This window comes from Micromonospora thermarum, from assembly GCF_012034245.1.
Classification (GTDB): Bacteria; Actinomycetota; Actinomycetes; order Mycobacteriales; family Micromonosporaceae; genus Micromonospora; species Micromonospora thermarum.
Genome location: NZ_JAATEO010000013.1, coordinates 1 through 24,832 on the forward strand (window position 1 = coordinate 1; position 24,832 = coordinate 24,832).

Below are 24,832 nucleotides of genomic sequence, written 5' to 3' on the forward strand. Positions count from 1 at the left end.
TCCCTCCAGCGGGTGGGGCACGGTGGAGCAGATCACCGACCCCGAGTACTCGACGATGGCGTTCCTGAAGGGTCTCAAGCAGGTCGACGGCTGGCAGGACATGCCGCTGACCGAGGCCGCCCAGACCGTGCAGGTCTCGGCCTACCCGTTCCACTACGCGCAGTGGGAGACCCAGGCCGCCGACCTCGTCGCCGGGCACTGGAACAGCTGACCCGGAACACCACGCTGGCCGGCACCCGAACCTGGGTGCCGGCCAGCGGCGTCTCCACGCCCCGGCCGGCGCCCGACGACGGGGCGCCGGCCGGCCGGGTCAGACGCGGAAGCCGGCGGCGCGGGCCGCCTCCCGTTCGCGGCGGCGGTCGGTCCGGCGGCGGAACCGGAAGACGACGAGCGCCAGGCCCAGCAGGAACGCCAGGACGAGGACCGGCAGGACGATGGCGACCACCGACATCACCACGCTGGTGGCGTCCTCGGCGGTGCTCGCGACCGGCGCACCGACCCCGCCGGTCGTCGCGTTGACGACCGGCCGGGCGGCGGACTTGAGCAGGTGCACGCCGAGCGCGATCAGGACGCCGGTCGCCACCGGCACCCACTGGTTCGAGGAGAAGAAGCTCGCCGGGTCGCTCACCGTGACCGTCTCGGACGTCGCGCCGGCCCCGAACGCCAGACCGCCGGCGGTCGGCCGGACCACCGTCTGGACGACGTCGTTGACGTGGTCGACCACCGGGACCTTGTCGGCCACCACCTCGATCGCGAGCAGCACCGCCAGGATGGAGAGCACCCAGCCGTTGCCGAGCCACTGCCACCCCGAGGGCAGGTCGATCAGGGCGGTGTAGCGGGCGAGCAGACCCATGGTGAGCAGCGGGATGTACGCGTTCAGACCCGCCGAGGCGGCGAGGCCGGTACCGGTGAGCACTTCGAGCACCATCTCAGCATCGCACCGGCACGCCAGTGGCGCTCGGTGGCGTTGGGGGCTTGGGGCAGTCGGGAAACCTCACTCGCCCCGGGGTTGCCCGACAGCCTCCGGGCCGGCCCTCCGCTACCCTCGTCGGGTGCGGTTGGTGATTGCGAAGTGCTCGGTGGACTACGTCGGACGGCTGTCGGCCCACCTGCCGCCGGCCACGCGGCTGCTCATGGTGAAGGCGGACGGGTCGGTGTCGATCCACGCGGACGACCGGGCGTACAAGCCGCTGAACTGGATGAGCCCGCCGTGCCGGCTGGAGGAGGCACCGGGCGTCTGGCGGGTGGTCAACAAGGCCGGCGAGGAGCTGCGGATCACCCTGGAGGAGGTCTTCCAGGACACGTCGTACGAGCTGGGTGTCGACCCCGGGCTGCGCAAGGACGGCGTGGAGGCGCACCTCCAGGAGCTGCTGGCGGCCAACCCGGAGACGCTGGGCGAGGGCTTCACGCTGGTCCGCCGCGAGTACATGACGGCGATCGGGCCGGTCGACCTGCTCTGCCGGGACGCCAGCAACGCGGCCGTCGCCGTCGAGGTGAAGCGGCGCGGTGAGATCGACGGCGTGGAGCAGCTCACCCGCTACCTGGAGCTGATGAACCGGGATCCGCTGCTCGCCCCGGTCAGCGGTGTCTTCGCGGCCCAGGAGATCAAGCCGCAGGCGCGCGTGCTCGCGACCGACCGCGGCATCCGCTGTGTGGTGGTGGACTACGACAAGCTCCGCGGCATTGAACGCGACGAGCTGACCCTGTTCTGACCCGCCCGCCGCGCCCCGGCGCGGCTCAGCGCCCGTACATCATCCTGACGACCTTGACCAGGCGGGCGACGTCGGCGTCGGTGCGGTCGAAGGTCATCGCCGGCAGCAGCGACCGGGCTCGACGGCGGGTGATGGCCTTGGCCCGCGCGAACTCACGGAGCCCGTCCTCGCCGTGGATGCGTCCGAAGCCGGAGTCGCCCACACCGCCGAAGGGCAGGGTGGACATCCCGGCGAAGGTCAGGGCCGAGTTCACCGAGGCCATCCCGGAGCGCAGGCGCCGCGCGACCGCCACGGCCCGCCGCCGGCCGAAGACCGAACCGCCCAGACCGTACGAGAGGGCGTTGGCGAGCGTCACCGCCTCGTCGGCGTCGCGTACGCGGTTGATGGTCAGCGTCGGGCCGAAGGTCTCCTCGCGGACGGCCGCCGAGTCCTCGGGGACGTCCACCAGGACGGTCGGCCGGACGTAGGGCGGTTGTACCGCCTCGGCCCCGCCCAGCACCGCGCGGCCTCCCCGGGCCAGCGCGTCGTCGATGTGCCGGCGGATCACGTCGAGCTGGCTCGGCATGGTGATCGGCCCGATGTCCGCGCCGTCGGCGCCGACGGTGAGCCGGCCGGCCCGCTGGACCACCTTGTCGACGAAGGCGTCGAAGACCGGCTCGACGGCGTACACCCGCTCGATGCCGATGCAGGTCTGGCCGGCGTTGGTGAGGGCTCCCCAGACCGCCGCGTCGGCAGCGGCGTCCAGGTCGGCGTCGGCATCGACGATCATCGCGTCCTTGCCGCCCGCCTCGATCAGGACGGGGGTGAGCGACTCCGCGCAGGCGGCCATCACCTTCCGGCCGGTGGCCGTCGAGCCGGTGAAGGCGACCTTGTCCACTCCGGACCGGCACAGCGCGGCCCCGACGTCGCCGAGCCCGTGCACCGCGCTGAGCACCGGCTGCTCGTCGACGACCTCGGCGAACGTGTCGACCAGCCACTGCCCGACGGCCGGCGTGTACTCGCTGGGCTTCAGCACCACGCTGTTGCCGGCGGCCAGGGCGTACGCGACGGAGCCGATGGGGGTGAAGACGGGGTAGTTCCACGGGCCGATCACGCCGACCACGCCGTGCGGCTGGTACTCCAGGTGGGCGGAGAACTCCGCCAGCACCAGACGGGACCGCACCCGGCGCGGCCCGAGCACCCGCCGGGCGTTGCGGGCGGCCCAGTCGACGTGCTCGATGGCGGTGACGATCTCGACGATCGCGTCGGCGATGGGCTTGCCGCCCTCGACGTGCACCAGCTCGGCGAGCTCCTCGATCCGCTTGGCGAGCAGGGCGCGCCAGCGCAGCAGCCGCTCCCGGCGACCGGTGAAGCCCAGCCCGGCCCACCAGGGGGCGGCGGCACGGGCGCGGGCCACCGTCGCCTCGACATCCGCCACGCTCGCGACGGGGAAGCGGCCGGCCTCCGCGCCGGTCGCCGGGCTCGTCGACACGAGCCGCCCGTCCTCGATGATCGGGGTCCCCGGGACATGCACAGCCGTCATGGCGGAAGTCTAGACCCGAGGATTACTCACCGGTAGGGGTCGCGTGGGGCGGTGACACCCGATGGTGCCGAGCCGTTGAACGGAACGGGCGCCCGCCCCGTGTCAGGGGGCGGGGCCGCGACGGGTGAGGTGTACGCCCCTCGAAACCGGACACCGGGGACCGAAGAACCGAACACGAGGTGTCCGGCTGGCGACAGGGAGATGGCCGCCCGGGCGGTGGGGGCGACTACCGTGTGGTGGCAAGCTGACGCGCGGGGTGATCGTGCGGGGTGGAGGGCGGACTGTCCATGGAGGAGCATCCGGAGTTCCTGCCGTTGTTGACGGTGGCCGGCGGGCCGATGCGGGGGTTGAGCTTCCGGCTCGGGCGGGGCCGGCTGGTGATCGGGCGGGCTCCGACGGCGGACGTCGTCCTGGCCGACGCGCACCTGAGCCGACGGCACGCCGAGATGTGGCTGGATCCGGAGGGAGCGTCGGTGGCCGACCTCGGCTCGACCAACGGCACCTGGCTCAACGACCGGCGGATCACCGGGGTGGAACGGCTCGCCGACGGTGACGTGATCCGGATCGGCCGCACCGAACTCCGGGTCTACGACCCCGGGGTGGCCCGGACCGACCCCGTCGGGCTGACCTTCGGCCTGGCGCGCCGGGACCACCGGCCGACCCTCCCGCTGCCGATCGCCACACCGGAGCTTCCGGTCGCGACACAGCCTGTCGCTCCGGAGCTTCCGGTCGCGGCGCAGCCGGTGGCTGCGGAACTCCCGATCGCGGCGCAGCCGGTCGCGCCGGAGTTCCCGGTCGTGGCGCAGCCGGTCGCCCCCGTCCCGGAGCCGGCCGACGCCGTCTCGGCCTGAGCAGCGGCGGGACGCCGCCGGCAGCGTCCGGCGCCACACGTCCGGCACCCGTGTCATGTCGATGAGGGCCATGGACGGGCGGGCCGACGGCCTGGCAGCATGCCGCGGATGGAGAGCCAGCAGCAGGTCGTGTCGGCGAACGGGATCACCCAGGCGGTACGGGTGGCCGGGCCGCCGGACGGCGTACCGGTGCTGCTGATCCACGGCAACTGCTCGTCCGCCCTCTTCTGGGAGCCCCTGGTGCGTCGGCTGCCCGGCCACCTGCGGGTGATCGCGCCGGACCTGCGCGGCTACGGGGACACCGACACCGCCCCGGTCGACGCGACACGGGGGCTGGCCGACTTCGCGGACGACGTCGCCGCCCTGCTCGACCAGGAGTCGCTGCTCCCGGCCGGCGCGCGGCCCGTGGTCGTCGGGCACTCGCTGGGCGCGGGAGTGGCCATGCGGCTGCTGGTCGACCGCCCCGACCGGGTGGCCGGGCTGCTCTTGTCGGCGCCGGTCTCGCCGTACGGCTTCGGCGGCACCCGCGACCTCGACGGCGCGCCGACCACGCCCGACTTCGCGGGCACCGGCGCCGGCACCGCCAGCGCGGACTTCGTCCGCCGGCTGGCCGCCAAGGACCGTGGCGACGAGGCCCCGACCAGCCCGCGGGCGGTGCTGCGGAGCGCGTACGTCGCCGACCCGTCGTCGCTCGGGGACGACGAGGAGCTGCTGCTGGACACCGTCCTGTCCACCGCCACCGGCGAGGACAACTACCCGGGGACGGCCGAGCCGTCCGCCAACTGGCCGGGGACCGCGCCCGGTCGGCGGGGTGTGCTCAACGCCCTGGCGCCGGCGTACTTCCGGGTCGCCGACGAGCTGGTCGCCGTCGCCGGCAAGCCGCCGGTCACCTGGGTCCGCGGAGACGCCGACGTGATCGTCTCGGACACCTCGCTGTTCGACCTGGCGTACCTGGGGGCGCTGGGCGTGGTGTCCGGTTGGCCGGGGGAGGCGGACTGCCCGCCGCAGCCGATGGTCGGGCAGACCCGCGCGGTGCTGGAGCGGTACGCGGCCGCCGGCGGCGCGTACCGGGAGGTGGTGCTGCCCGGCTGCGGTCACAGCCCGCACATCGAGTGCCCGGTCGAGTTCGTCGCCGAACTGCTCGCCCTGGTCGACCGCCGGCGCTGACGCCGGCCGACCGCGATCGGCGGCACCGGACGGCCGGCTCCGCCGGCCGGAACCCGGCCGGCGGAGCCGACCGGGACCGGTTGTGACGGCCGGCGTTCATCGACGGCGACGGAGCCGTGAAATATCCCACGCCGTCTCGACAACTGTGCGTCACGTGGCAGACTCCGCTTAACTTAGCGGCCGTTCATGTCGGCTGCGCGGAGCGAACCAGGGGAGGCCGGTCGTGGCGCGCGAGTTCACCAGTGTGGGTGTGGTGGGTCTGGGCACCATGGGTGCCGGCATCGTCGAGGTCTTCGCCCGCAACGGCATCGACGTCGTCGCGGTCGAGATCTCCGAGACCGCGCTGGAGCGCGGCCGGGCCACCCTGACCGGCTCGACCGACCGGGCGGTGGCCAAGGGCAAGCTCGCCGAGGCCGACCGGGACGCCCTGCTGTCCCGCGTGACCTGGCAGGTCGGGCTGGACGCGCTGCACTCGGTCGACCTGGTGATCGAGGCCGTCCCCGAGCACCTCGACCTGAAGCAGCGGATCTTCGCCGAGCTGGACCGCGTCTGCAAGCCCGAGACGGTCCTCGCCACCAACACGTCGTCGCTGTCGGTCACCGAGATCTCGGTGGCCACCACCCGGCCCAACCAGGTCATCGGCATCCACTTCTTCAACCCGGCGCCGGTCATGAAGCTCGTGGAGATCGTCCGTACGGTGGTCACCTCCTCCGAGGTGGTCGCCGACGTGGAGGCGCTCTGCGAACGGCTGGGCAAGGTCGACGTGACGATCAGCGACCGGGCCGGGTTCATCGCCAACGCGCTGCTCTTCGGCTACCTCAACCACGCCGTCAGCATGCTGGAGTCGCGGTACGCGACCCGCGAGGACATCGACGCCGCGATGAAGCTCGGCTGCGGCCTGCCCATGGGCCCGCTCGCGCTGATGGACCTCATCGGCCTGGACACCGCGTACGAGATCCTCGACACGATGTACCGGCGCGGTGGCCGGGACCGCCGGCACGCCCCGGTGCCGCTGATCAAGCAGATGGTCACCGCGGGGCTGCTCGGCCGGAAGTCCGGGCGGGGCTTCTACACCTACGAGCGACCGGGCTCGCCCGTGGTCGTACCCGACGAGCAGACGCCGGTGACCACGGAGTCGGCGCTCGCCGACGGCACGCGCGGCATCGCGAAGGTCGGCGTGGTGGGCTCCGGCACGATGGCCACCGGCATCATCGAGGTGTTCGCCAAGGCCGGGTACGAGGTCGTCTCGGTGACCCGGGGCGCGGAGAAGTCCGCCAAGGTCTTCGAGTCGGTCAAGACCTCGCTCAACAAGGGCGTCGTGCGCGGCAAGCTCAGCGAGGCCGACCGGGACGCCGCCCTGGGCCGGATCACCTGGTCCGCCACCCTGGAGCACCTGGCCGACGTCGACCTGGTCGTCGAGGCCGTGGTCGAGGAGCTGAGCGTCAAGAAGGCGCTGTTCGCCAGCCTCGACGAGATCTGCAAGCCGGGGGTGGTGCTGGCCACCACCACCTCGTCGCTCCCGGTGATCGACGTCGCGATGGCCACCCAGCGGCCGGCCGACGTGGTGGGCCTGCACTTCTTCAACCCCGCGCCGATCATGCCGCTGGTGGAGATCGTGCAGACCATCCGCACGTCGACGGAGACCACCGCCACCGCCAAGGCGGTCTGCGCCAAGCTGGGCAAGACCGGCGTCGTCTGCGGGGACCGGTCCGGGTTCATCGTCAACGCGCTGCTCTTCCCGTACCTGAACGACGCGGTGAAGATGCTGGAGGCCAGCTACTCGACGGCCGACGACATCGACCACGCGATGAAGCTGGGCTGCGGCTACCCGATGGGCCCGTTCGAGCTGCTCGACGTGGTGGGCCTGGACGTGTCGCTGGCCATCCAGCGGGAGCTGTACCTGGAGCTGCGCGAGCCCGGTTTCGCGCCGGCGCCGCTGCTGGAGCACCTGGTCACCGCCGGGTACCTCGGCCGCAAGACCGGCCGCGGCTTCCGCGACCACACCCGCCGCTGACCGGGCCGGCCGGCGTCGGGTGTACGCTGCGCCGCCCCTGCCGGCCGCGTGGCCGGTCCGGCGCCCCCGGGGCCGTACGCTGGGATGCGTGAGTCCCCGTCGCAACCGACCCCGCCGTGACGAGACCGCGCACCTGGACTCCGAGCGGGCGCGCCAGGGCGTCGCGTCGGTCCAGCAGTGGCGGGACGGGGACTGGCAGGTCCGGGGCATCAGCGGCGGTGCGTCGGTCAAGACGTACCGCTGCCCCGGCTGCGACCAGGAGATCCGGCCGGGCGTGGCGCACGTGGTGGCCTGGCCGGCGGACGGGCGGGGCGACCTGACCGACCACCGGCACTGGCACAGCGGCTGCTGGCGGGCCCGGGACCGGCGGGCGCCGATCGTGCAGCGCGGTCGCGGCGCGCCGCGGTACGGCTGAGCGGGCGATCTGGATCACCGTGTTTCCGCCCGGACGGGCGGCCGCACCGGCGGCGCGGGAGACTGGACCGGTGAGCACACCCATCCGCGCCTCGTCGATCCTGCCCGGCCGCCGGGAGGAGATCGAGCTGCACACCGCCGACGACCTGCGCCTGGTCGGTGAGCTGGCCCGCCCCGCCGACCGCGAGCCGGTGGCGACGCTCGTCTGCCTCCACCCGCTGCCCACGCACGGCGGGATGATGGACAGCCACGTCTTCCGCAAGGCCGCCTGGCGCCTGCCGGCCCTGGCCGACCTGGCGGTGCTGCGGTTCAACACCCGGGGCACCAGCAGCGTGCGCGGCACCAGCGAGGGCTCCTTCGACAACGCGGTCGGCGAGCGGTACGACGTCGCCGCCGCCATCGAGTACGCGGAGTTCCACGAGCTGCCGGACATCTGGCTGCTGGGCTGGTCGTTCGGCACCGACCTGACCCTGAAGTACGGCTGCGACCCGGCGGTGACCGGGGCCATCCTGCTCTCCCCGCCGCTGCGCTACTCCACCCCGGATGACCTGGCGCAGTGGGCCGCCTCCGGCAAGCCGCTCACCGCGCTGGTGCCCGAGTTCGACGACTACCTGCGGCCCGACGAGGCCCGCGAGCGGTTCGCGGCGGTCCCGCAGGCCGAGGTGGTCGGTGTGCCCGGTGCGAAGCACCTCTGGGTCGGCGACGCTGAGACCGCGCTCGACGAGATCGTCCGGCGGGTCAACCCGGCCGCCCCGCTGCCGCTGCCGACCACCTGGGACGGCCCGATGGAGACCGGCGACGTCAGCGCGTACGCCGACCGCACGGTCGCCGCCTTCGCCGACCGTCCGGTGCCCGGCCCGGAGGCCGGCCGGGCGAGCTGACTCAGCGCCGGTCCTGGCGGGGGAGGACCACCTCCCGCAGGATCAGCTGGATCGCCGCGACCGTCGGGATCGCGACGAGGGCCCCGATCACGCCCAGCAGCGCGACGCCGAGCAGCGCGGCGACCAGGGCGGCCACCTCGTTGACCTGGACCGACCGGCGCATGATCTTCGGGTAGATCAGGTAGTTCTCCAACTGCTGGTAGATCAGGAAGAAGACCGCGCAGGCGATCCCCACCGGGAGGTCGGTGGCGAAACCGACCAGGGTCACGATCACCGCACCGAGGGTGGCGCCGATCTGCGGGATCAGGTCGGTCACCGCCACCACCACGGCCAGCGCGAACGGGTACGGCAGCCCCACGATCACCGCGAACGCGAACGTGGCCGTCCCGGCGAGCACGGCGATGGCGAGCGCGCCCACCATGTACGCGCCGACCTTGGTGATGATCTCGTCGCCGATGAGCTGGACCCGCTGCCGGCGGGACCGGGGCACCAGCGCGTACGCGAGTGCCCGGAGCCGGTTGAAGTACGCCAGGAAGTAGATGGTGAGCACCAGCACGGTCAGCGTCCGGAAGACGGTGCCGAAGATGAGCTGGGCACCGCCGAGCACCCCGCCGAGGGCACGGCCCACCATGTCGGCGCTCGCCGCGTTCCGCGCCCGCTCCATCAGGCCGTACCGCTCGACCAGGTCGTTGATCGTCTCGTTGCGCCGCAGCGACTCCAGGTAGCTCGGGAGCTGCTCCACGAACTGGCCGGACTGTGTGACGACCGGCGGCACCAGGGCGAACAGGCCACCGCAGAGCAGCAGCAGGACGGTCAGGGCGACCACCGCCACCGCGAGGCCGTGCGGCAGCCCGAGCAGGCGCAACCGCGCCACCGCCGGGTACAGCCCGACCGCGAGGAAGAGGGCGATCACCACCAGGACGAGGACGCCGGCGGCGTTACGCAGCCCCAGGAAGAGCGCGTACGCCAACAGCACGCCGAGCCCACCGGTGAACCCGACCAGAAAGCTGCTGCGCCGCAACGGCCGCCCCGGGGTGCCGAACCGTCCCGAGCCGTTGTCCGGCGGGGTGTCGTCCGGGTCGTCCGGGCCGGTGGGCGCGGAGCCGCCGGCGCGGGTCGAGCCCAGGCTGTCGTCCGGGTCCGAGTCACCCGGATCGGAGTCGGCGGTGTGCGTCGGGCCGGCTTCCGGGTCGGGGTGCGGCGGGTCGTCGGGCGGAGGGGCGGACCGCCGGGCCGGGCCGCCGGTGCAGTCCGGCCCCGACGGCTGACGATCGGACCGGTCGGCCGGCTCGTGCGACTCCGGTTCGCGCTGTGCCACCGGACCTCCCGAAGACCAGGCTCCGGCGGCCGCCGGAGAACCCGACACCGGCCCGCGACTGCGGGTCCCACCGGGAGCGTAGCCGCCCCGGCCGGCCAGCAGCAGACCGTGGACGGTCACGGCCTCCGGAGGGCCCGACCCGCCCGGACGGCTCAGTCCTTCTCGACGACGACCTTGCTCGGCTTGGCGCTGCGCTCGTCGGCGGTCGGTTTCGCGGGGCGGTTGCCGTTCTCACCGGTGCTGGTGATCTTCGCGCGTGCGGCGTCCCGGCCGCCCTCGCCCGGCACGGCCGCGACGGTCGACTCGCCGTCCACTCCGGCGCTGGCGGTCCCACCGTCCTTGGTGGTCACCGACGCCACCTTCTCCCGGTCCGGTTCTCCGGTTGCCGGCTCGATCCGTCCCCGGGCGGGCAGACCGGCCTCGGCCGGCTCGACCTTTCCGGCGCCCGACCCGGCCCGGCCGGCCGGTGCAGCGGCCTCCGGCTTCGCTGTCGAGGTGCCCCGCACGTCGGTGGGTGCGGTGGTGGTGGCTCCGGCGGCGGCCGGCGTCGCGGAACCCTTCGCGGGACCGGCGCGGTCACCGGCGACCACCGCCGCGGAACCCTTCGCGGGGCCCGCGCCGTCACCGGCGACCACCGCCGCCGAACCCTTCGCCGGCCTCGCGCCGTTGCCGGTGGCCGGTGCCGTGACGGCCTTCGCCGGGCCCGCACCGTCACCGGAGGCCGGCGTCGGGGGCCGGACCGTGACCGCCGCCGTCACACCGTCGGCGCCGGGCGTCGCGGCGCCGGTCGGACGGCCCGGGGCGCCCGCCAGCTCCAGCCGCAGCTCGGCCACCTGCCGCTGCAGCTCGTCGGACTCCTGCCGCGAGCGCCAGGTCTCCTGCCGCAGGTCGGCGAGTTGCTGCTGGGCCTGGGCGATCTCCAGCATCACCTGCGCGAGCTGCTGGCGGCCGGCCGCCGCCTCCTGCTGCGTGGCGGCGAGGTGCTGCTGCGTGGTGGCCAGGGCCTGCTGGGTCGTGGCCGCGTACTCCTCGAACTGCCGCCGGGACATCGCGACGTGCTCGTCGGCCTTGCGACGCTTCTCGGTGGCCTCCTCCTCGGCCCGGCCGAGCAGCGCCGCCGCCTCCTCCTCGGCCTCGCGTCGCATGGTCAGCGCGTCCTGCTCGGCGGACCGGCGGATGTCGGCGGCCGCGCCCTCGATCTCGTTCTTCAGCGCGGTGTACCGCGACTCCAGCTCGGCGCGCCGGGTCTCGAAGCCGGACTCCAGCTCGGCGCTGCGGGCCGTGAAGCCCGACTCCAGCTCCTGCTGGCGCGACCTGTGCTGCTTCTCCAGCTCGACCTGCCGCGACTTGTACTGCTTCTCCAGCGCGTCGCGGCGCTCGGCGAACTCGTGGTCGGCGGCGGTACGCCGCTGGACCAGCTCGCGGTCGGCCGCCTCGCGACGGCTGTTGACCTCCTTCTCCACGCCGGCCCGCCAGGCACCCAGCTCCTGCTGCGTCTGGGCGCGGGCGTGCTGCACGTACGTCTCGGTCTCAGTGCGCATCCGCTGGACGTACGCCTCGATCTCCGCGCGCTGGCGCTTCGCGGCCTCCGCTGCCTGCGTGGTGAGCCGCTCCGCCTCCTGGCGGGCCTTGTTGCGGGTGGCCCGGCCGGCGGTGCTGGCGTCGTCGATGATCTGCTTGGCCTCCTGCTGCGCCTTGGCGTGGGTGGCCCGGCTCGCCTCGGTGGCCTGCTCGACGAGGCGCTTGGCCTCCTGCTGTGCCGTGGCGTGCACCTCCTTGGCGGCCTCGCGCAGGTCCGTCGCCTCCTGCTGGGCCTTCGCGTGCACCTCCTTGGCGGCCTCGCGCAGCTTGGTGGCCTCCTGCTGGGCCCGCGTGTGGATCTCCTTCGCGGTGTCCCGGAGGTGGGTCGCCTCCTGCTGCGCCTTCGCCAGCGCCTCCTGCGCGGCCTTGCGCAGCCGGGCGGCCTCCTCGGTGGCCGCCTTGACCGCGGCGTCCGCCTCGGCCCGGCGGGCGGCGGTCTGCCGCTCCTCCTCGGCGCGCCGGGCGGCGAGCGCGATCTCGAAGTCCTTGAGGGCCTTGGCCGCCTGTTCCCGTGCCTCGTCGATGATGTGCTCGGCGGCCGCCCGGCGGGCCTCGATCTCCTCGTTGGCGGCGGCGAGGATGTCCTCGGCCTGCTCCTCCGCCAGGCTCAGGATCTGCTCGACCCGCGGGCCGAGGTGGCGGAACGCGGCGCGGTCGACGACGCCCACCTGTTTGCGCACCAGGGCGAGATCCCGCTGGAGCACCTCGACCTGGCCGGCCAACTTGTGGATCTGGGTGTAGGCCTGCTCCCGTTCGGCGGTCAGGGTGGCGATCTCGTGCTCGGCGCGAGCGACGTACCGGTCGACCTGTCGTTTCTCGTATCCCCGCAGCGCGGACTCGAAGCTGGGCTCCGTGGTCACATCCCCGCCGAGAGCGAACAGTTCCTCGCCGTGCGACATGCCCCCATCCTCACACGCAACGGGCCCTCCTGGGGCGATACGGACGCGCCGGATGGGAGCTGCTTCACTGCGCCGGTTTCACTTGCTGGGAAACGCGTAACGGCGCGGGGCGGCACCGGTCACCCGGTGTCACCCCGCGCCGTGAATCATGCCCCGGTCGGGCCGGTCAGCTGGACGCCTCGGCGGTCGCCCGCGCCTCCGTACCCTCGGTCTTGGTCTCCGGCTTCGCGGTCGGCACGCCGGGCACGATGCCGGCGAGCCCGGACAGCATCTGACCGAGCTGGGACGTGACGGCGTCCTTCTGGCGGGTCAGGTCCTCGACCTCGCGGCGAGCCGCCTGCGTGGTCAGCTCGGCCTCCGTGCGGGCCTCGGTCAGCAGGCGCTGCGCCTCGGCCTTCGCCTCGCTGAGCGTCTTCTCGGCGAGCGCCTTCGCCTTCTCCACCGTCTCGCTGGAGGTGCGCTCCGACTCGACCCGGCGGGCCTCGGCCCGCTGCTCGATCTCCTTGGCCCGCTCCTGCGCGGCCCGCGCCCGCTGCTCCGCCTCGCTGACCAGCTTCTGGGTCTGCGCGACCTGGGCGGCGTGCCGCTCCGACTCCTCCCGCTCGGCCTTCTCGCGGCGCTCCGCGAGCTGGAGCTCCAGGGCCTGCAGGTCCTTGTCGCGCTTGTCCCGCGCGTCGGTGAGGAGCTTGGTCGCCTCGGCGCGCTTCTCCTCGGCCTCGCGGGCGGCCTTCGCCCGCTGCTGGGTAATCTCCCGCTCGGCCGTCGCGCGGAGCGTGGCCACCTCCCGCTCGACCGTCGACTTCAGCTCGGCGACCTCGTGCGCGGTGACCGTGCGCAGCTGCTTGGTCTCCCGCTCGGCGTCGGCGCGCAGCGTGTCGGCCTCGCGGCGGGCCTGGACGCGGACCTCGGCCGCCTCCCGCTCGGCCGCCGTGCGGACGCTGCCCGCCTCGCGCTCGGCGGTGGCCTTCATCGCCGCCGCCTCGGCGCGCGCCTTGTCGGTGATCTCCCGCGCCTCCAGGCGGGCGGCGGAGAGGATGCCCTCGGACTCCCGCTTGGCGTCGTTGCGGTGGTCGTTGGCCTGCTCCTCGGCGAGCCGGAGGATCTGCTCGACGCGGGTGCCCAGGCCGGACAGCGTCGGCCGGCTGTTCTCCTCGAGCTGCTTGTTGGTCTCGGTGAGCTTCTGCTCCAGGGCGCTCATGCGCTGCTCGGCCTGGCGCAGCCGGCGCTGGGCGTCGTTCATCCGCTGCTCGGCCTCGGCCCGCGCCTGCTCCGACTGGGTCAGGGCGGCGGTCAGCCGGCCGATGAAGTCGTCCACCTGGCCGGTGTTGTAACCGCGGAGGCCGACAGTGAAATCGGGCTGGGTGTTCGCGTTATCGAAGAACGCAAGAGGGGAGGACTGCTGCTGGGGCATTGGGACATACTGGCAGACGCCCCGGGGTCCTTCGCAAGAGCGTCCCGGAGCTTTCGGGTCCTCTTTACATGGTCAACTCGGTGGCGTCCCGTGGGCCGGACCGGCCGGCGATCTTGGCAGCTCCCGGCCGCGGCGGGGAGCCCGCGGCCCGGCACGGAAAAGGGCCGCGGGGATCACCCCGCGGCCCTTTCTCGTCGTGACCGGGTATCACTCGAATGGGCGCCCGGTGCAGCCGGTGGAAAGGCAATCACCGTCACCGCAATGGTCGCCGGCGCGTCGTCCGAACGGTCAGTGGCCGCGGAACCGGTTGATCCCCTCTTCGTGCCGCGCCCGGAACTCCGGGTCGCGGACGCCGAGCCCGTCGGCCGGGGCGAGGCAGCGGACGCCGACCTTGCCCTGGTGCGCGTTGCGGTGCACCTCGTACGCGGCCTGGCCGGTCTGCTCCATCGCGTACGTCTTCGAGACGGTGGGGTGGATCTTGCCGAGCGCGACGAGCCGGTTCGCCTCCCACGCCTCCTTGTAGTTGGCGAAGTGGCTGCCGACGATCCGCTTCAGGTGCATCCACAGGTAACGGTTGTCGTACTGGTGCTGGTAGCCGCTGGTCGAGGCGCAGGTGACGATGGTGCCACCCTTCTTGGTGACGTAGACGCTGGCGCCGAAGGTCTCCCGGCCCGGGTGCTCGAAGACGATGTCCGGGTCCTCGCCGCCGGTCAGTTCCCGGATCCGCTCGCCGAAGCGGCGCCACTCGTCCTGGTCCTGGGTCTGCTCGTCCTTCCAGAACCGGAAGCCCTCCGCGGCCCGGTCGATGACCAGCTCGGCGCCCATCTTCCGGCACAGCTCCGCCTTGTCGGGCGAGGAGACCACGCAGACCGGGATCGCGCCGCCGTTCAGCGCCATCTGGGTGGCGTAGCTGCCGAGGCCGCCGGAGGCACCCCAGATCAGCACCACGTCGCCCTGCTTCATGTTGGCGCCGTGGTGGGAGACGAGCTGCCGGTACGCGGTCGAGTTGACCAGGCCCGGGCTCGCCGCCTCCTCCCAGGTCAGGTGGCGGGGCTTCGGCATGAGCTGGTTGGCCTTGACCACGGCCAGCTCGGCGAGGCCGCCGAAGTTGGTCTCGAAGCCCCAGATCCGCTGCTGCGGGTCGAGCATCGTGTCGTCGTGGCCGGCCGCGTCCTCCAGCTCCACCGAGAGGCAGTGCGCGACGACCTCGTCGCCGGCCTTCCACCGGGTCACGCCCGGGCCGGTGCGCAGGACGACGCCGGCCGCGTCCGAGCCGACCACGTGGTACGGGAGGTCGTGCCGCTTGGTGAGCTCGGAGAGCCGGCCGTAGCGCTGGAGGAACTTGAAGGTCGACACCGGCTCGAAGATGCTGGTCCAGACGGTGTTGTAGTTGATGGCGCTCGCCATCACGGCGACCAGCGCCTCACCGGGGCCGAGCTCCGGGGTGGGCACCTCCTGCACGTGCAGCGCCTTGCGCGGGTCCTTGTCCCGGGACGCCATCCCGTCGAACGTCCGCGCCTCGTCGGCGCGCACGACGACGCCCCGGTAGGACTCCGGTACCGGAAGTCCGGCGACGCCGGCCAGCTCGCGCTCCGGTTGCGCCGAGCCCTCCGCCGCCATGATCGCTTCGAGGATGTCCTGCACGTCGACCTCCCGTTCGTCCGCACCCGCGCGTCGCGGGCACAGGTGCTGCCATCGTCGGCGCCGGTGCGGCCCGCCCACCATGTCGGCATCCGACACATCCGGCACCGGCCGCGTTGCTGTGGGGCCGGACGTTACTGAACGGTAGCTAGAGTCGGAAGTCCTCTGTGAAAAACTGCATCGGTCGATGCGTGAAGCTGCCCGGGTGGGCGGTGAACCGCGCAGCGCCGTGCTCGGCGGGTTGTCGAGAGGGCCCCCTGCTCGACACGAGGCGTTAACAGGGGGCCCTTCCTTTCAGTGGCTCGCGGCGGGCTCGACCAGCTCGACCAGGACGCCACCGGCGTCCTTCGGGTGGACGAAGTTGATCCGGGAGTTCGCGGTGCCCCGCTTCGGCTCCTCGTACAGCAGCCGTACGCCGCGCTCGCGCAGCTTCGCGCAGGCGACGTCGATGTCGGCCACGGTGTACGCCACCTGCTGCACCCCGGGCCCGTTACGGTCGAGGAACCGCCCGATCGTGCTCTCCGGGCTCAATGGGGCGAGCAGCTGCACGCAGCCGCCCTCGGTGGTCGGACCGACCGCCAGCATCGCCTCCCGGACGCCCTGCTCCTCGTTCGTCTCCGTGTGCACGCAGCGCATCCCGAAGGTGCGCTGGTAGAAGTCGATCGCGGCGTCCAGGTCGGGGACCGCGACACCGACGTGGTCGATGCGGCGCAGCCCGATGTCTGTGATGTAGTCCGCAGCGGACTCGACGGGGGAGTTCTCAGCCATGGCGCTAGTCTGGCCGAACAATCGTTAAGGCGTACAGGTCGGCACCCCCCTCGGAGGCAGGTATGGCTTCGGTGATCGTCAGCGGCGCTCGGACCCCCATGGGGCGCCTGCTGGGCAACCTCAAGGACCTCCCCGCGACCAAGCTCGGCGGCGTCGCCATCAAGGCGGCGCTGGAGCGCGCCGGCGTCGCCCCCGAGCAGGTCCAGTACGTGATCATGGGGCAGGTGCTCCAGGCCGGCGCCGGCCAGATCCCGGCCCGCCAGGCGGCCGTCGAGGCGGGCATCCCGATGTCCGTGCCGGCCCTCACCATCAACAAGGTGTGCCTCTCCGGGCTGGACGCGATCGCGCTGGCCGACCAGCTGATCCGGGCCGGCGAGTTCGACATCGTGGTGGCCGGTGGCATGGAGTCGATGACCAACGCCCCGCACCTGCTGCTGGGCCAGCGCGACGGCTACAAGTACGGCGACGTGGTGATCAAGGACCACATGGCGCTCGACGGTCTCTCCGACGCCTGGGACTGCTGCTCGATGGGCGAGTCGACCGAGCGGCACGGCACCACCAAGGGCATCAGCCGCGAGGAGCAGGACGCCTTCGCCGCGGCCAGCCACCAGCGTGCCGCCGCCGCCCAGAAGAACGGCCACTTCGCCGACGAGATCACCCCGGTGGTCATCCCGCAGCGCAAGGGCGACCCGCTGGTGATCAGCGAGGACGAGGGCATCCGCCCGGACACCACGGCCGAGTCCCTGGCCAAGCTGCGGCCGGCCTTCACCAAGGACGGCACCATCACCGCCGGCAGCTCGTCGCCGATCTCCGACGGCGCCGCCGCCGTCGTGGTGATGAGCAAGGCCAAGGCCAAGGAGCTGGGGCTGACCTGGCTGGCCGAGATCGGCGCGCACGGCAACGTCGCCGGCCCGGACAACTCGCTGCACTCGCAGCCGTCCAACGCCATCCAGCACGCGCTGCGCAAGGGCGGCCTGAGCGTCGACGACCTCGACCTGATCGAGATCAACGAGGCGTTCGCCCAGGTGGGCATCCAGTCCACGCGGGACCTCGGTGTCAGCCCGGAGAAGGTCAACGTCAACGGCGGCGCCATCGCGCTGGGGCACCCGATCGGCATGTCCGGTGCCCGGCTGGTGCTGACCCTGGCGCTGGAGCTGAAGCGGCGTGGTGGCGGCACCGGCGCGGCGGCGCTCTGCGGCGGTGGCGGCCAGGGCGACGCCCTGATCATCCACGTCCCGGCCGGGGCCGAGAGCGAGCAGTGAGCACGGTCCTGCGAGTCCCGCAGGCTTGATACGGAAGAGGCACGGTGACTGACGCCGTCGACCACGTTCCGGCCGCGGCGACGCCCGTGCGCCGCAGCCGGGACGTACCCATGCTCGTCGAGCGGGCCCGCGCGGGTGACCCCCGCGCGGTGGCCCGGCTCATCACGCTGGTCGAGTCCGGCGACGAGACGCTGCCGCGCATCGCGGCGGCGCTCGCGCCGTACGCCGGTCAGGCCCAGGTGGTCGGCCTGACCGGCTCGCCCGGCGTGGGCAAGTCCACCACCACGAACGAGCTGGTCCGGGCGCTGCGGGCGCGGGGCCACCGGGTCGGGGTGCTGGCCATCGACCCGTCCAGCCCGTTCACCGGCGGGGCGATCCTCGGCGACCGGGTCCGCATGCAGGACCACGCCACCGACCCCGGCGTCTACATCCGCTCGATGTCCAGCCGGGGTCACCTCGGCGGGCTCTCGGCGGCCACACCGCAGGCGGTACGGGTGCTGGAGGGCGCCGGCTGCGACGTGGTGCTGGTGGAGACGGTCGGCGTCGGCCAGGCCGAGGTGGAGGTCGCCTCGCTCGCGGACACCACGCTGGTGCTGCTCGCGCCCGGCATGGGCGACGCCATCCAGGCGGTGAAGGCCGGCATCCTGGAGATCGCCGACGTCTTCGTGGTCAACAAGGCCGACCGGGACGGCGCCGACGCCACGGTCCGCGACATCCAGGGCATGATCGCCCTGGGCGAGCGGGGGCCGGGGCAGTGGCGGCCGCAGGTGGTGCGGGCGGTCGCCGCGCGCGGCGAGGGGATCGACGACATCGCCGCCGCGATCGACAAGCACCGCGGCTGGCTGGTCGAGCACGGCGAGCTGCGCCGCCGGCAGGAGGCGCGGGCCGCCGCCGAGATCGAGGCGATCGCGCTCGGCGCGCTGCGCGACCGCATCGGCTCACTCCGCGACGGTACGGAGCTGCCGGCGCTCGCCGCCAAGGTGGCGGAGGGCTCCCTGGATCCGTACGCGGCGGCCGACCAGTTGCTGACCCAGATCGCCTCCTGACGGCGGGTCACGTTACCCACCGGTACGAACTTCCTTAGCGATCGTTCAGGTCGGCGCTCTACACTCGGGGTGCAGTTCGAGGACTCGAGGAGGAGCCCCGCGGATGAACGCCGACGAGATCGCCGCCGGACGGGCACGCTGGCAGGCCCGCTACGACGCCGCGCGCAAGCGGGACGCCGACTTCACCACCCTCTCCGGGATGACCGTCGACCCGGTCTACGGGCCGCCGGAGGGGATGGCCTGGCCGGGCTTCGAGCGGATCGGCTGGCCGGGCGAATTCCCGTACACCCGGGGGTTGCACCCGACCGGCTACCGCGGGCGGACCTGGACGATCCGGCAGTTCGCCGGCTTCGGGAACGCGCGGCAGACCAACGAGCGCTACAAGATGATCCTGGGCGCGGGCGGTGGCGGGCTGTCCGTCGCGTTCGACATGCCCACCCTGATGGGCCGCGACTCCGACGACCCGCAGTCACTCGGCGAGGTCGGGCACTGCGGCGTCGCCGTCGACAGCGCCGCCGACATGGAGGTGCTCTTCGACGGCATCGACCTGGCCGGCGTCACCACGAGCATGACCATCTCCGGGCCGGCCGTGCCGGTGTTCTGCATGTACCTGGTCGCCGCCGAGCGGCAGGGCGCCGACCTGTCGAAGCTGGACGGCACGCTCCAGACGGACATCTTCAAGGAGTACATCGCGCAGAAGGAGTGGCTCTTCGACCCCGAGCCGCACCTGCGCCTCATCGGCGACCTGATGGAGTACTGCGCCCGGGAGATCCCGCGCTACAAGCCGCTCTCGGTCTCCGGCTACCACATCCGCGAGGCCGGCTCGACCGCCGCGCAGGAACTCGCGTACACCCTCGCCGACGGGTTCGGTTACGTCGAGCTGGGGCTCTCGCGAGGGCTGGACGTCAACGTCTTCGCGCCCGGCCTGAGCTTCTTCTTCGACTCCCACGTGGACTTCTTCGAGGAGATCGCCAAGTTCCGGGCAGCCCGCCGGATCTGGGCCCGCTGGCTGCGTGACGTCTACGGCGCCACCAGCGAGAAGGCCCAGTGGCTGCGGTTCCACACGCAGACCGCCGGGGTTTCGCTGACCGCGCAGCAGCCGGTCAACAACGTCGTCCGTACGGCCGTGGAGGCCCTGGCGGCGGTGCTCGGCGGCACCAACTCGCTGCACACCAACGCCCTCGATGAGACGCTCGCGCTGCCCACCGACGAGTCGGCCGAGATCGCCCTGCGGACCCAGCAGGTGCTGATGGAGGAGACCGGGGTGACCAATGTGGCCGACCCGCTCGGCGGGTCCTGGTACGTCGAGGCGCTCACCGACCGGATCGAGGCCGAGGCGGAGGAGATCTTCGCCCGGATCAAGCAGCTCGGCGGCGACGGGCCGCACCAGATCGGCCCGATGACGTCCGGCATCCTGCGCGGCATCGAGGACGGCTGGTTCACCGGGCACATCGCCGAGTCGGCCTTCGCGTACCAGCAGGCGCTGGAGAAGGGCGAGAAGAAGATCGTCGGTGTCAACTGCCACACCAACACGGTCGCCAAGGACCTGGAGATCCTGCGCATCTCGCACGAGGTGGAGCTGGAGCAGCGTCGGGTCCTCGCCGAGCGGAAGGCCACCCGGGACGAGGCGGCCGTCAAGACGGCGCTCGACCGGATGGTGGCGGCCAGCCGTACCGACGAGAACATGATCCCGGCGATGCTCGACGCCGTCCGCGCCGAGGCCACGTTGGGCGAGATCTGCGACGCCCTCCGCGCCGAATGGGGCGTCTACCGCGAACCCGCCCGCTTCTGACCCCCGCCCCCGCTCACCGCGATCTTGCACTTCCTGCCCCGGCAAAAGCCGCGTACGCCGCGAACCAGGGGCCGAATGTGCAAGATCGCGGGGGTGGGGCGGCAGTGCCCTGAGCTGGGGTGAGAACTGTGACCTTCGGCGTCGCCGATGAAGGGCGATCGGCGTAGCGCGTGCGAGACTAGATAACCATGAGCGACCCACGGATCACCTCGTCGATCTTCACCCGCGGCGCGGTCGACCTCAGCGCGCTGCGCACCCCCGCCCCCGCCCCCGCCCCGGCGTCCGCACCCGTCCAGTCCGGCCCGCCGGCCGGCGCGCCCGGCGGCGCCCCCGCCAGCGCCGTCACCGTCGTGGACGTGACCGAGGCGACCTTCCAGGCCGAGGTCCTCGAACGGTCGCTCAGCACACCCGTCGTGGTCGACTTCTGGGCCGAGTGGTGCGAGCCCTGCAAGCAGCTCTCCCCGGTGCTGGAGCGGCTGGCCGTCGAGGGCGGCGGCGCCTGGGTGCTCGCCAAGGTCGACGTGGACGCCAACCCCCGGCTCGCGCAGATGTTCCGCGTGCAGGGCATCCCGATGGTGTACGCGGTCGTCGGCGGCCAGCCGGTCGACGCGTTCTCCGGGGTGGTGCCGGAGGCGCAGCTGCGGCAGTGGATCCAGGCGATCCTCAAGGCCGGCGGCGTGACCATGGCCGAGCCGACCGACCCCCGGCTGGACGAGGCCGACGACGCGCTGATGAGCGGCGACCTGGACGCCGCCGAGCGCGCGTACCGGAAGATCCTCGCCGAGACCCCGTCGGACGTCGCGGCGGAGGCCGGGCTGGCCCAGGTCGGGTTGGCCCGCCGGGTCGCCGGCGCCGACCCGCAGGCGGCGCTCGCCGCCGCGGCCGCGGCCCCCGACGACGTCGACGCGCAGCTGCTGGCCGCGGACATCGAGGTGCTCAGCGGCATGGCGGAGCAGGCCTACCAGCGCCTGGTCGGCCTGGTCCGCCGCACCGCCGCCGACGAGCGGGAGAAGGTACGCCAGCACCTGGTGGGCCTCTTCACGATCGCCGGCCCCGACGACCCCGCCGTGGCCTCGGCCCGCCGGGCACTGGCCAGCGCCCTGTTCTGACCCTGACCACGCCAGCGCGGGCCGGTGCACCCCGGCCGGCCCGCCTCGACACCTCGAGGACGGGAGCCCATGATGCGCCGGATCGCCGTCCTCGACGCGCCCAGCAACCTGGGCCTGCGCCCGCCCACGCCCACCTCGGTGCCGGGTTGCGCCAAGGCCCCCGGCGCCCTGCGCGACCACGGGCTGCTCGCCCGGCTCCGCGCGCGTGACGCCGGCTGCCTGACCCCACCCCGCTACGACCCCGGCGACTGGCGGCCCGGCGACGGCGTCTGCCACGCCCGGGAGATCGCCGACTACTCGGTGGCGTTGGCCGAGCGCATCGGGGCGATCATCGACCGGGGGGAGTTCCCGCTGGTGCTCGGCGGTGACTGCTCGGTGCTGCTCGGCTCGGCGCTGGCGATGCACCGGCTCGGCGAGGCGGTCGGCGGCCGGATCGGGCTGGTCTTCGTCGACGGCCACTCCGACTTCCGGCACCCGGGTAACGCCTCGTACGTCGGCGCGGCGGCCGGCGAGGACCTGGCCCTGGTCACCGGCCGGGGCCAGGCCGACCTGGCGGCCGTCGAGGGGCGGCGCCCGTACTTCCGGGACATCGACGTCGTGGTGCTGGGCATCCGCGCCCAGGACGAGTACCGGCTGGACCTCCAGGCCGCCGGGATCACCACCCGGCCGGTGCCGGCGCTGCGCGCCGAGGGCGCGGCCCGTACGGCCCAGTGGGCGCACGAGCAGCTCGCCGACTGCGCCGGCTACTGGGTGCACGTCGACGTGGACGTGCTCGACCCGGCGGTGATGCCGGCGGTCGACGCCCCCGACCCGGGCGGCATCGCCTTCGCCGAGCTGGAGATCCTGCTCGCCGGCCTGGTCGACACCCCGCACTGCCTCGGTGTCGAGCTGACCGTCTTCGACCCCGACTACGACCCGGACGGGTCGTACGCCGCCGAGATCGTCAACACCCTGGTGGCCGGCCTGCGTCCGGTCTCCGCCCCGGAATCGGTGCCGCCCCGGCTGCTGGCCGAGGCGCCCGCCGCGCCCGCTCCACGGCGAGGTACGGCACGTCCCGTGGCCGTCGCCGGCCCGGATCCGGTGCCACCGCTGGGGCCCGCGGTCCTGGGAGCCCGGGACGGTGCCCGGCGGGAGTCGCCGGCCGTTCCGGAGCCGGGCGTCGACCGGCAGCAGCCGGCCGCCGTCCCGGACGGTGAGCGGCGGGAGTTGCCCGGCGTCCCGGAGATCCCGCACGCCGACCGGTTGGAGCCGGTCGGGCCGCCCGCCTCGGCCGGGCCCGGCCTGCTGCGCCGCACGCTGCCGCCGGGCCTCGGCCCGGACGGTGACGGCCGGCCGGCGACGGACGACGACCCGCCGCAGGCGGCGGCCGGCACCGCCTGACCGCTCCCCGGTCAGCGGGGGAGGGCGCGCAGGAAGCGTTCGGCGATCGGTACCGCCGTGCCGCTGCCGGAGCCGCCCCGCTCGACGAAGACCGCGAAGGCGATGTCGCCCTGCCAACCCACGAACCAGGCGTGCGTGTTCTTCGGGTTGTCGTCGTACTCGGCGGTGCCCGTCTTGCCGTGGACCGGGCCGCCCGGCACGTCGGCCAGGGCGCTGCCGCTGCCGGCCGTGACCACCTCGCGCATCATCGCCCGCACCGCGGTCAGCGACTCGGCCTTCAGCTCCGGCCCGTCGGCGGCCGGCTTCGCCGGGGCCGGGTCGAGCACGAGCTTCGGCTGGACGAACCGCCCCCGGGCGACCGCCGCGGTGGCGGAGGCCATGGCCAGCGGACTCACCACCGTGGTGCCCTGACCGATCGCCGCGGCGGCCTGCTCGGTCGGGCCGCCGTTCGTCGAGACCTTGCCCGGGAACGCGTCCAGGCCGACGTCCCAGGTGCCCTCCAGGCCCAGCGCACGGCCGGTGACGGCGAGCCCGTCCGCGCCGAGCTGCGGCGCCAGCGCCACGAAGGCCGTGTTGCAGGACTTCGCGAAGTCGGTGCGGAACGGGACCGATCCGAGCGCGAAGTCGTCCGCGTTCTTGAAGGACCGGCCGTCGACCTCGCGGGTCTTCGGGCACTCCACCGGTTGGTCCGGCGTGACCGCGCCCCGGTCGAGCAGGGCCAGCGCGCTGACCATCTTGAAGGTGGAGCCGGGCGGGACCTGGGCGGTGAAGGCGAGGTTCTCACCGGCCGGGCCGGGGCCGTTGGCCGCGGCGAGCACGGCGCCGTCGCTGACGCGGACGGCCACCAGGGCCGCGCGGCGCTTCTCGGTGCCCAGCGCGGTGTCGGCGGCCTTCTGGGTCGCGACGTCGAGCGTGGTCTTCAGCGGCTCGCCCGGGCGGAACTCCCGGCGGAACAGCTCGGTGCCGGTGGGGGCCAGCGTGCCCTCCGGGCCGGGGCGGTTGACGACGACGGTGAGGCCGGGCGTGCCGCGCAGCCGCTCGTCGTACCGGCCCTGGAGGCCGCCGTGGCCCACCAGGTCGCCGCGCACGTACCGGTCAGGGTGCTTGGCCAGGTCGTCGGCCTGCGCCGGGTCCACCGTGCCGAGCGCCGCGCGGGCGAACTCGCGGGTCGGCGCGAGGTCCAGCTTGTCGGTCGGGAAGCGGGTGCCGGGCAGCTCGTAGATGCGGGGCTTGATCTGCCGGTACGCCTCGTCGCGCAGCGTCACGACCTCGACCAGCGCGTCGGGCTCGGCCTCGGCCAGGCGCTTCGGGAGGTCGGCGAGGTCCACCGGCGGGACGAGAGCGGGCCGGATCGCCTTGAACGCCGCGTCGAGCTTCCGCGCGACCCCGGGTACGTCTTTCACCTCCTGCGGCACGAGGGAGACCCGGACCACCGGCCGGGGAGCCACCAGCGGCTGGCCGGCCCCGTCCAGCACCGCCGCCCGGGGACCGGACTCCCGGCGCAGGCCCAGCCGGTCGCCCCGGGTGAGCTGCTCGTGCACGACCTGCGGCTCCCAGATCACCTGCCACTCGTCGCCGCCGCCCCGGGTGAGCCGCACCGGGCGGTCGTACGCCCAGCGGGTGTCGCCGGGCAGCGTCCACTCGACGCGCACGGTGACCGTCGCGGTGCCCGACGTGACCGTCGGCTCGCCGGTGCGGCGCAGCTCCGGCGGGGTGGCCGCCAGCTCACCGGACAGCTCCTTGATCTCCCGCGCGACGTCGGCCGCCGGCACCCGCGCGCCGGTCGCGTCGACGAAGCCGACGGCCTGCAGGTCCCCGGTACGCCAGCCCTTCAGGAAGGCGTCGACACTGCGCGCCGGCCCGTCCTCGCCGGAGCAGGCGGTGAGCCCGCCGGCGAGCAGCAGGGCGGCGGCGAGGAGCGCGAACGGGGAGTGTGACGGACGGTGACGGCGGCGGTACGACAGGCGCATGGAATGATCCCCCGAAGTATGGACTGCCTGCACCGTAGTATGGCCCCGCCGTCCGCATCGTCCCCGGACAGGGTGCCTGGGCGGAAAGACGGAC

At 73.4% G+C, this 24,832-nt stretch carries 19 protein-coding genes and 1 pseudogene; 12 read left to right on the top strand and 8 right to left on the bottom strand.

The genetic code is table 11. From position 1 onward, the window contains the following. Window positions 1-211 (top strand): annotated as a pseudogene (locus HCJ94_RS13705) (hypothetical protein); the annotation flags it as partial. 99 nt (window positions 212-310) lie between these two features. Here HCJ94_RS13705 and HCJ94_RS13710 read toward each other — a convergent pair. Further along, the gene (locus tag HCJ94_RS13710; RefSeq protein ID WP_168001526.1) at window positions 311-925 is read right to left on the bottom strand and encodes a DUF4126 domain-containing protein; all 615 of its coding nucleotides are present in this window, start codon (window positions 923-925) and stop codon (window positions 311-313) included. Between the two features lie 127 nt (window positions 926-1,052). Here HCJ94_RS13710 and nucS point away from each other — a divergent pair, with 127 nt between their 5' ends. After that, on the top strand, window positions 1,053-1,712 hold the full coding sequence (gene nucS / locus HCJ94_RS13715; protein WP_168001403.1) for an endonuclease NucS: 660 nt from the start codon (window positions 1,053-1,055) through the stop codon (window positions 1,710-1,712). 25 nt (window positions 1,713-1,737) lie between these two features. Here the strand turns inward: nucS and HCJ94_RS13720 are convergent, their stop codons facing one another. Next, window positions 1,738-3,234 carry an aldehyde dehydrogenase family protein gene (locus HCJ94_RS13720; protein WP_168001404.1) on the bottom strand — a complete coding sequence of 499 codons (1,497 nt, stop codon included), beginning with the start codon at window positions 3,232-3,234 and terminating at the stop codon, window positions 1,738-1,740. Window positions 3,235-3,521: 287 nt separating this feature from the next. Here HCJ94_RS13720 and HCJ94_RS30920 point away from each other — a divergent pair, with 287 nt between their 5' ends. The 5 genes from HCJ94_RS30920 to HCJ94_RS13745 all read left to right on the top strand — a co-directional run bounded on the left by HCJ94_RS30920 (window position 3,522) and on the right by HCJ94_RS13745 (window position 8,561). Next, window positions 3,522-4,085, top strand: coding sequence for an FHA domain-containing protein (locus HCJ94_RS30920; protein ID WP_168001405.1), 564 nt, complete (start codon window positions 3,522-3,524; stop codon window positions 4,083-4,085). A 99-nt stretch (window positions 4,086-4,184) separates the two neighbouring features. After that, entirely contained in the window at window positions 4,185-5,252 is a 1,068-nt protein-coding gene (locus HCJ94_RS13730; RefSeq protein WP_205801238.1) for an alpha/beta hydrolase, read from the top strand. A 223-nt stretch (window positions 5,253-5,475) separates the two neighbouring features. Next, window positions 5,476-7,266, top strand: coding sequence for a 3-hydroxyacyl-CoA dehydrogenase family protein (locus tag HCJ94_RS13735; protein ID WP_168001407.1), 1,791 nt, complete (start codon window positions 5,476-5,478; stop codon window positions 7,264-7,266). 88 nt (window positions 7,267-7,354) lie between these two features. Further along, entirely contained in the window at window positions 7,355-7,681 is a 327-nt protein-coding gene (locus HCJ94_RS13740) for an Rv1322 family protein (RefSeq protein WP_168001408.1), read from the top strand. 70 nt (window positions 7,682-7,751) lie between these two features. Further along, window positions 7,752-8,561 (top strand): alpha/beta hydrolase, encoded by an 810-nt coding sequence (locus HCJ94_RS13745; protein ID WP_168001409.1) that lies wholly within the window; start codon window positions 7,752-7,754, stop codon window positions 8,559-8,561. Between the two features lies 1 nt (window position 8,562). Here the strand turns inward: HCJ94_RS13745 and HCJ94_RS13750 are convergent, their stop codons facing one another. The 5 genes from HCJ94_RS13750 to mce form a co-directional block, all read right to left on the bottom strand. Beyond that, complete coding sequence (locus HCJ94_RS13750) at window positions 8,563-9,879, bottom strand: AI-2E family transporter (RefSeq protein ID WP_309227267.1); 1,317 nt, start codon at window positions 9,877-9,879, stop codon at window positions 8,563-8,565. A gap of 152 nt (window positions 9,880-10,031) precedes the next feature. Continuing rightward, window positions 10,032-12,359 (bottom strand): hypothetical protein, encoded by a 2,328-nt coding sequence (locus HCJ94_RS13755; RefSeq protein WP_168001410.1) that lies wholly within the window; start codon window positions 12,357-12,359, stop codon window positions 10,032-10,034. Between the two features lie 166 nt (window positions 12,360-12,525). Further along, window positions 12,526-13,770: a DivIVA domain-containing protein gene (locus HCJ94_RS13760; protein ID WP_168001411.1), complete on the bottom strand. Its 1,245-nt coding sequence runs from the start codon at window positions 13,768-13,770 to the stop codon at window positions 12,526-12,528. A gap of 288 nt (window positions 13,771-14,058) precedes the next feature. Beyond that, window positions 14,059-15,414, bottom strand: a complete 1,356-nt coding sequence (gene ccrA, locus HCJ94_RS13765) for a crotonyl-CoA carboxylase/reductase (protein ID WP_168001412.1) — start codon at window positions 15,412-15,414, stop codon at window positions 14,059-14,061. A gap of 291 nt (window positions 15,415-15,705) precedes the next feature. Further along, window positions 15,706-16,179 carry a methylmalonyl-CoA epimerase gene (gene mce, locus HCJ94_RS13770; RefSeq protein ID WP_168001413.1) on the bottom strand — a complete coding sequence of 158 codons (474 nt, stop codon included), beginning with the start codon at window positions 16,177-16,179 and terminating at the stop codon, window positions 15,706-15,708. 62 nt (window positions 16,180-16,241) lie between these two features. Here mce and HCJ94_RS13775 point away from each other — a divergent pair, with 62 nt between their 5' ends. The 5 genes from HCJ94_RS13775 to HCJ94_RS13795 all read left to right on the top strand — a co-directional run bounded on the left by HCJ94_RS13775 (window position 16,242) and on the right by HCJ94_RS13795 (window position 22,768). Further along, complete coding sequence (locus HCJ94_RS13775) at window positions 16,242-17,441, top strand: acetyl-CoA C-acetyltransferase (RefSeq protein ID WP_168001414.1); 1,200 nt, start codon at window positions 16,242-16,244, stop codon at window positions 17,439-17,441. A 44-nt stretch (window positions 17,442-17,485) separates the two neighbouring features. Beyond that, the gene (meaB, locus tag HCJ94_RS13780; protein WP_168001415.1) at window positions 17,486-18,487 is read left to right on the top strand and encodes a methylmalonyl Co-A mutase-associated GTPase MeaB; all 1,002 of its coding nucleotides are present in this window, start codon (window positions 17,486-17,488) and stop codon (window positions 18,485-18,487) included. A 103-nt stretch (window positions 18,488-18,590) separates the two neighbouring features. Next, entirely contained in the window at window positions 18,591-20,279 is a 1,689-nt protein-coding gene (icmA, locus tag HCJ94_RS13785) for a coenzyme B12-dependent isobutyryl-CoA mutase large subunit (RefSeq protein WP_168001416.1), read from the top strand. Window positions 20,280-20,467: 188 nt separating this feature from the next. Continuing rightward, a complete protein-coding gene (locus HCJ94_RS13790; RefSeq protein ID WP_168001417.1) occupies window positions 20,468-21,388 on the top strand; it encodes a tetratricopeptide repeat protein in 921 nt (306 codons plus the stop codon). Window positions 21,389-21,457: 69 nt separating this feature from the next. Continuing rightward, entirely contained in the window at window positions 21,458-22,768 is a 1,311-nt protein-coding gene (locus HCJ94_RS13795; RefSeq protein WP_373684292.1) for an arginase family protein, read from the top strand. Window positions 22,769-22,779: 11 nt separating this feature from the next. On the opposite strand, the gene HCJ94_RS13800 is transcribed toward HCJ94_RS13795, so the two are convergent. Further along, on the bottom strand, window positions 22,780-24,738 hold the full coding sequence (locus tag HCJ94_RS13800) for a penicillin-binding transpeptidase domain-containing protein (protein WP_168001418.1): 1,959 nt from the start codon (window positions 24,736-24,738) through the stop codon (window positions 22,780-22,782). Window positions 24,739-24,832: the final 94 nt, after the last annotated feature.

Coding starts and splice junctions, on each gene's coding strand:
- HCJ94_RS13730 (WP_205801238.1), top strand. CDS start 4,185: ATGCCGCGGATGGAGAGCCAGCAGCAGGTCGTGTCGGCGAACGGGATC.
- HCJ94_RS13775 (WP_168001414.1), top strand. CDS start 16,242: ATGGCTTCGGTGATCGTCAGCGGCGCTCGGACCCCCATGGGGCGCCTG.
- HCJ94_RS30920 (WP_168001405.1), top strand. CDS start 3,522: ATGGAGGAGCATCCGGAGTTCCTGCCGTTGTTGACGGTGGCCGGCGGG.
- HCJ94_RS13795 (WP_373684292.1), top strand. CDS start 21,458: ATGATGCGCCGGATCGCCGTCCTCGACGCGCCCAGCAACCTGGGCCTG.
- icmA (WP_168001416.1), top strand. CDS start 18,591: ATGAACGCCGACGAGATCGCCGCCGGACGGGCACGCTGGCAGGCCCGC.
- HCJ94_RS13760 (WP_168001411.1), bottom strand. CDS start 13,770: ATGCCCCAGCAGCAGTCCTCCCCTCTTGCGTTCTTCGATAACGCGAAC.
- mce (WP_168001413.1), bottom strand. CDS start 16,179: ATGGCTGAGAACTCCCCCGTCGAGTCCGCTGCGGACTACATCACAGAC.
- HCJ94_RS13720 (WP_168001404.1), bottom strand. CDS start 3,234: ATGACGGCTGTGCATGTCCCGGGGACCCCGATCATCGAGGACGGGCGG.
- HCJ94_RS13755 (WP_168001410.1), bottom strand. CDS start 12,359: ATGTCGCACGGCGAGGAACTGTTCGCTCTCGGCGGGGATGTGACCACG.
- HCJ94_RS13800 (WP_168001418.1), bottom strand. CDS start 24,738: ATGCGCCTGTCGTACCGCCGCCGTCACCGTCCGTCACACTCCCCGTTC.
- HCJ94_RS13790 (WP_168001417.1), top strand. CDS start 20,468: ATGAGCGACCCACGGATCACCTCGTCGATCTTCACCCGCGGCGCGGTC.